Origin of the sequence: uncultured Oscillibacter sp., from assembly GCF_900546705.1 — a bacterium.
Classification (GTDB): domain Bacteria; phylum Bacillota; class Clostridia; order Oscillospirales; family Oscillospiraceae; genus Oscillibacter.
This window is the reverse complement of sequence record NZ_URDP01000065.1, coordinates 1-5,737: the sequence shown is the minus strand read 5'-3', so window position 1 is coordinate 5,737 and position 5,737 is coordinate 1. Positions and strand designations below refer to the sequence as shown.

General features: G+C 62.4%; 5 protein-coding genes. 1 reads left to right on the top strand and 4 read right to left on the bottom strand.

Annotation, left to right across the window (positions count from 1 at the left end; translation table 11 throughout):
- The coding region (locus QZS13_RS09755) for a DHH family phosphoesterase (RefSeq protein ID WP_295588447.1) at positions 1-692 on the bottom strand (692 nt) is incomplete at its 3' end.
- Positions 693-899: 207 nt separating this feature from the next.
- On the opposite strand from QZS13_RS09755, the gene QZS13_RS09750 reads away from it, so the two are divergent.
- Entirely contained in the window at positions 900-2,399 is a 1,500-nt protein-coding gene (locus tag QZS13_RS09750) for an S-layer homology domain-containing protein (RefSeq protein ID WP_295588445.1), read from the top strand.
- A gap of 51 nt (positions 2,400-2,450) precedes the next feature.
- Here QZS13_RS09750 and QZS13_RS09745 read toward each other — a convergent pair whose 3' ends face one another.
- The 3 genes from QZS13_RS09745 to QZS13_RS09735 form a co-directional block, all read right to left on the bottom strand.
- Positions 2,451-2,861 (bottom strand): hypothetical protein, encoded by a 411-nt coding sequence (locus QZS13_RS09745; RefSeq protein WP_295588443.1) that lies wholly within the window; start codon positions 2,859-2,861, stop codon positions 2,451-2,453.
- A 134-nt stretch (positions 2,862-2,995) separates the two neighbouring features.
- Positions 2,996-4,330, bottom strand: coding sequence for a glucose-6-phosphate isomerase (locus tag QZS13_RS09740; RefSeq protein WP_295588442.1), 1,335 nt, complete (start codon positions 4,328-4,330; stop codon positions 2,996-2,998).
- Positions 4,331-4,438: 108 nt separating this feature from the next.
- Positions 4,439-5,560 carry a D-alanyl-D-alanine carboxypeptidase family protein gene (locus QZS13_RS09735; RefSeq protein ID WP_295588441.1) on the bottom strand — a complete coding sequence of 374 codons (1,122 nt, stop codon included), beginning with the start codon at positions 5,558-5,560 and terminating at the stop codon, positions 4,439-4,441.
- Positions 5,561-5,737 lie beyond the last annotated feature (177 nt).

Sequence of the window (5,737 nt, the reverse complement as noted above, 5' to 3'; positions counted from 1 at the left end):
TCGGCGATGGTGCCGATGGCAGCCAGGGTGCAGTACCGGGCGAACAGGGCGTCCTCCCGGCTCTCACCGCCCAGGGCCAGCACCAGCATCAGCGCCACGCCCACACCGGCCAGGTGCTTGAAGGGGTAGGGACAGTCGGAGCGGTGGGGGTCTACCACCGCGGCGGCGGCGGGGAGCGTCTCCTTGCACTCGTGGTGATCCGTGACCACCACGTCCATGCCCAGGGAATTGGCGTAGTCCACCTCTTCGTTGCCGGTGATGCCGCAGTCCACGGTGACCATCAGCGTGGCGCCCTGGTCCCGCAGTCCCCGGATGGCGTCCCGGCTGAGGCCGTAGCCGTCCTCGATGCGCCGGGGAATGTAGCGCAGGCAGCGGACGCCGCAGCTTTGCAGATAGTCCCGCAGCAGCACGGTGGAGGTGATGCCGTCCACGTCGTAATCACCGAATACGGCAATGGTTTCTTTTTGACTGATGGCCCGCTGGATCCGTTCGACGGCCTTGTCCATGTCCTTGAGCAGCATGGGGGAATAGGTCAGCTTTCGGGACCGCTCCAAAAACTCCGCGGCGGCCTCCGCCGTGGTAATGCCCCGGGCGGCCAGCACCGTGGACAGCAGGCAGGGGTATCCCGCCGAGCGCAGAAGGGCGACATCCCGCTCATCCGGCGTGCCGATATTCCACTTTTGAAACTTCACGGAAAGCACCCTCCTTTCATGTATGTGCAATGCGCCAAAATAACTATTCTATTATAGCAGATGGATAAACCAAGGTAAAGAAAAAATGTGAGCGCAGCCCCTGTATTCCCGGGCAATTTCCGCCATTCGACAGGGTTTATTTGACGGAAGTGCCAAATTTTGATACAATAGCAGCCGTGAATTTTTCACGAAAAAGGAGACAAGTTCATGAAAAATCGTTTTTGCCGATTATTCTCCGGCCTTCTGGCCGCGGCGGTGGTACTGTGCGCAGTGCCCCGGGCCCGGGCTGCCGGCTTTGCGGACGTACCGGCAGACAGCTGGGCGGCGGAGGATATTTACCGCTGCGTGGAGCTGGGCGTGCTCCAGGGGCAGAGCGCCGACCGCTTCGGTATGGGCCGACCCATGACCCGCGCCGCCTTCGTGGTGTCCCTGTGCCGCCTGTCCGGTTGGGAACTGGTGACGCCGTCCGCTCCCACCTACCGGGATGTGCAGGACCCGGATGTCTGGTATTATTCCGCGGTGGAGACGGCCTATGTCCACGGGGCCATCACGAGCCAGACAGATACCTTCCGCCCGAATGACCCCATCACCCGGGAGGAGCTGGCTGTCATGCTGGTGCGGACCCTCGGCTACGGCACCATCGCCGGCCTTGCCCAGGACCTGCCCATGCCCTTTACCGATGTGGAGACCGGCGCCGGGTATCTGGCCATGGCCTATGAGCTGGGCATTGTCAACGGCACGTCCAAGACCACCTTTTCCCCGGAAAAGGCCGCTACCCGGGAACAGGCGGCCGTCATGCTCATGCGGGTATATGACGCCTGCCATGCCGCGCCTTCTCTGGTGGGCGTGTGCTCCGGCGACGGCAGCGGGGACTGGAGCGGCTATACGGCAGTGGCCCTCACCGGCGGCCGCATTACGTACGGCGGCACAGCTCAGGTGAACCGGCCCGCCGCGGAGCGGGAACAGGCCTTTGAGCAGGCGGTCCGCGCCGCCGGGGCCAAGGCGCTCCTGCATGTGACCGCCGCCGGTACAGTGCTCAGCCACAGCGCCGGGGAACTGGCTGCGGCCGTGGCGGAGGCGGTAGACGCCGGCGGCTATGACGGTGTTTACCTGGATCTGCCGGCCCGGAGTCAGCAGGATCAGCAGGCGCTGACGGCGCTGGCCCAGGCGCTGGACGGAAGTCTTGGAGAAAAGCTCCTCTATGTGGCGGCCGACGCCCCCTCCTGGGATGCCGGTACGGAGCCTGCGTATGACTACCGGGCTCTGGGACAGGCGGCGGACTGTCTGGTGGTGCGGATCGCAGCCTATGAAAAGGAAGTAGGCGGCGCTGTCACCGCCCCTATGGAGCCGCTGGAGGAGGTGTACTACGCCCTCTCCCGCCTGAGCGGGGACGTGGATGAGAGCCGGCTGTGTCTGCTGCTGACCACCACTGCCAGCGCCTGGGAAAACGGCCGGGAGCGGACGCTGCCCGGCACGGAGGTGGAGACAATGCTGGCGGAGGGTGCCCATTCCTACTATGCCCAGCGCTATGCCTGCTCGTATCTGATGAAGCAGGAGAGCGGCGGGACCACGACAGTATGGTATCTGAACGAGCAGAGCGTGCGGGAGCGGGTGCGTATGTGTGCGTTTTTTGGAGTGAACCGTGTGTGCCTGAGCGACACGGACGCGGCCTCCCAACTGTTTTGCGCGGGCCTTCGATTGGACTGAATAAAGCAAAGAGGCGGGCCTCAGGCCCGCCTCTTTTTTGCAGATGGGAAATTACAGGAACTTCTGCATGCCGTCCGTAGCGGCGGAAGCATCCGCGCTGATGCAGACGGTGAACTTGATGTTGTTCTGCTCGCCGAAGCGATCCAGCCAGTTCACGAAGTTTTCGGTATCGCTGCCCACTTCCCCGCCGACGATCTTGAGCAGATTGTCGATGAACACGTGGGAAATGTCGTAGTTGCCCGCATAGAGGCCGCTGATGAAGCCGCGCAGCAGATCATAGCTGTTGAGTTTATATTCCTGGGCGTCGATCAGCCGGATATGATAGTGGATATCATAAGTCAGGTTCCGGGAAGCCTCCACGCAAACCACGTTGCCGGGCTCGTCCTTCGCCGCGTTGTTGATCAGTTCGATGAGCCGCTTGGTCTTGCCGGAGCCCTTCACGCCCATAATAAGTCTGACCATAGTCAATCACTCCTGTCAAATAGAATCGCCGGGGGGATAATTATCCTGTGTTCAGCATAGCATAAGATCGCGTAAAAAACAATGCAAAAAAGCAAGTTCAATCTTTGTTTACAATAGGCATTGACAATACGCGTTCACTGAGCCAGCTTGGCCTCCAGCTCTGCCCGGCGATCTTCATAGCCGGGCTTGCCCAGCAGGGCGAACATGTTCTTCTTGTAGGCCTCCACACCGGGCTGGTCGAAGGGGTTCACGTCCAGAAGATACCCGGACAGTCCGCAGGCGTACTCGAAGAAGTAGATGAACTGACCCAGGGCCCGGGGGGTCTTGCCGTCGGCCTCCACGATAATGTTGGGCACGCCGCCCTCTGTGTGGGCAAGCAATGTGCCCTCCATGGCCCGGTCCCGGATAAAGTCCATGCTGGTGCCGGCCAGGAAGTTGAGACCGTCGCCGTCGTGGGCGTCGGCGGGCACGGTCAGCTGGCTGTGGGAGGCGCCCAGGCGCACCACCGTCTCGAACATGAGGCGGCGGCCCTGCTGGATGTACTGGCCCATGGAGTGGAGGTCTGCGGTGAACTCCACACTGGCGGGGAACAGACCCTTGTCGTCCTTACCCTCGCTCTCGCCGAAGAGCTGCTTCCACCACTCCAGCATGAAGCGGAAGGCGGGATCGTAGCAGGCCAGCAGCTCCACGGAGCGGCCGGAGCGGTAGAGCTCGTAGCGGATGGCGGCATAGCGCCAGGCGGGGCAGTCGAAAGAGGCGTCGTTGCACCGCTCCATCATCTCGGCGGCACCGGCCATGAGTTCGTCAATGTCCACACCGGCCACGGCGATGGGCAGAAGGCCCACGGCGGTGAGCACGGAGAAGCGGCCGCCCACCTCATCGGGCACCACGAATGTCTCCCAGCCCTCGGCGTCGGCCAGGGACTTCAGGGCGCCCCGGGCCTTGTCGGTGGTGGCATAGATGCGGCTGCGGGCGCCGTCCTTGCCATACTTTTTCTCGAGAGCGGCCCGGAAGAACCGGAAGGCCACGGCGGGCTCGGTGGTGGTGCCGGACTTGGAGATGACGTTGACGGAGAAATCCTGATCCTCCACCAAGTCCAGAATCTCCTGCAGGGCGTCGGCGGACAGGCCGTTGCCGGCGAAGTAGATGTTGGGGGTATCCTTCTTCTTGAGATTGTAGTTGGGAGAGCACAGGCAGTCGATCACACCCCGGGCACCCAGGTAGGAGCCGCCGATGCCGATGACCACCAGGGCCTTGGAGTCATGGCAGATTTTGTCTGCGGCGGTCTTGATGCGGGCAAATTCGGCCTTGTCATAGTCCCGGGGCAGGTGCACCCAGCCGGTGAACTCACCGCCCAGGCCGTTTCCGGTCTGCAGCATGTCATGGGCGCGCTTGAGCCGGGGAGCCAGCGCCGCCTCATAGGGCATGGGCAGGAAGGATTTCATATGGAACAGCTTTACATCCAGCATGGTAAACAAGTCCTTTCTTATGTAATGGCGCGAACGCCATGCTATAAAAAGTATAGCATTCCCGCCATGGGACAGCAAGAGAAAACCGTCGTACGGGGCCGAAATCCATCACCCGCCCAAAAACGCGGTCCGCAGCAGCCGCGTGAACATCTGAGAGAAGGTGATGCGGTCCACGGACTCGCCTGCCACGATGGGAATCTGGGCCACCGTCTCCTCCCCAGCGGTGACGGTGAGAGTACCCAGTACGTCGCCCAGAGCTACCGGCGCGGCCACGGTATCGGCCAGTGTGACTGCCTGACTGAGCTGAGAGGCCTTTGCCTTCTCCAGCAGCAGCGTGGCCCCATCGCCCAGCACCGGCTGTACGGTGGCCTGGGTGCCCAGCTCCACGGGAACGGGCGGCAGCGCCTCCTGGGGCACGATCGTCTCCAGGGAGTAGGTGGAAAAGCCGTAGTTCAGCAGGGCCTTGGCGTCGTCGAACCGCTGGGCGGAGGTGGGCGCCTTCATGATGACGGCGATGAGCTCCATGCCGTCCCGCTCCGCTGTACCGGAGAGGCAGTAGAGGGCGGAGTCGGTGGAGCCGGTCTTCAGGCCTGTGGCACCCTCGTAGAAGCGGATGAGCTTGTTGGTGTTCACCAGCTCGGACTTCCCGCCCCGCAGGGAGTCCATCCAGATGGTGGTGTAGTTGCGGATGTCCGGGTGATTTAAAATCAGCTCCCGGCTCATGAGGGCGATGTCCCAGGCGGAGGTGACGTGTCCCTCTGCAGGCAGGCCGGTGGCGTTTTTGAAGGTGGTGTCGTTCATACCCAGCTCCGCTGCCCGCTGGTTCATCTTTTCCACGAACGCCTCCTCGCTGCCGGCCACAGCCTCCGCCAGGGCCACGGCGCAGTCGTTGGCGGAGACCACGCACACTGCCTTGAGCATGTCGTCCACGGTCATCTGCTCGTTTTCCTCCAGCCAGATCTGGCTGCCGCCCATGGAGCAGGCGTGGGCGGAGGCGGTGATGACCGTGTCGTAGCGCAGCTGCCCGGCGTCGATGGCCTCCATGGTCAAAAGCAGGGTCATGACCTTGGTGACGCTGGCGGGCTCCAGCTTGGCGTGGGCGTCCTTTTCGTAGAGCACGGTGCCCGTCTCCTTTTCCATCAGCACCGCCGCAGGTGCCGAGACCTCCAGGGCGCCTGCGCTGGTGGAGAGCAGCAAGGCCGCGCACAGGGCCGTTAAAAATCGCTTCATGTCCATTCCCCCTTGCAGCAGTGGTACAGTGTATGTGCGGTCGGGGCAGTTCATGCCACGACATTTTTCGTGTTGCATTTCGGAGAAAGGTCTGGTATAATACCTCACAGGCTCGCGGCTATAGTTCATCGGTAGAACGGCAGCTTCCCAAGCTGCATAGGTGGGTTCGACTCCCAT

Bases quoted from the DNA above. Each gene is read 5' to 3' on its own strand.
- QZS13_RS09750 (WP_295588445.1), top strand. From the start codon at position 900: ATGAAAAATCGTTTTTGCCGATTATTCTCCGGCCTTCTGGCCGCGGCG.
- QZS13_RS09745 (WP_295588443.1), bottom strand. From the start codon at position 2,861: ATGGTCAGACTTATTATGGGCGTGAAGGGCTCCGGCAAGACCAAGCGG.
- QZS13_RS09740 (WP_295588442.1), bottom strand. From the start codon at position 4,330: ATGCTGGATGTAAAGCTGTTCCATATGAAATCCTTCCTGCCCATGCCC.
- QZS13_RS09735 (WP_295588441.1), bottom strand. From the start codon at position 5,560: ATGAAGCGATTTTTAACGGCCCTGTGCGCGGCCTTGCTGCTCTCCACC.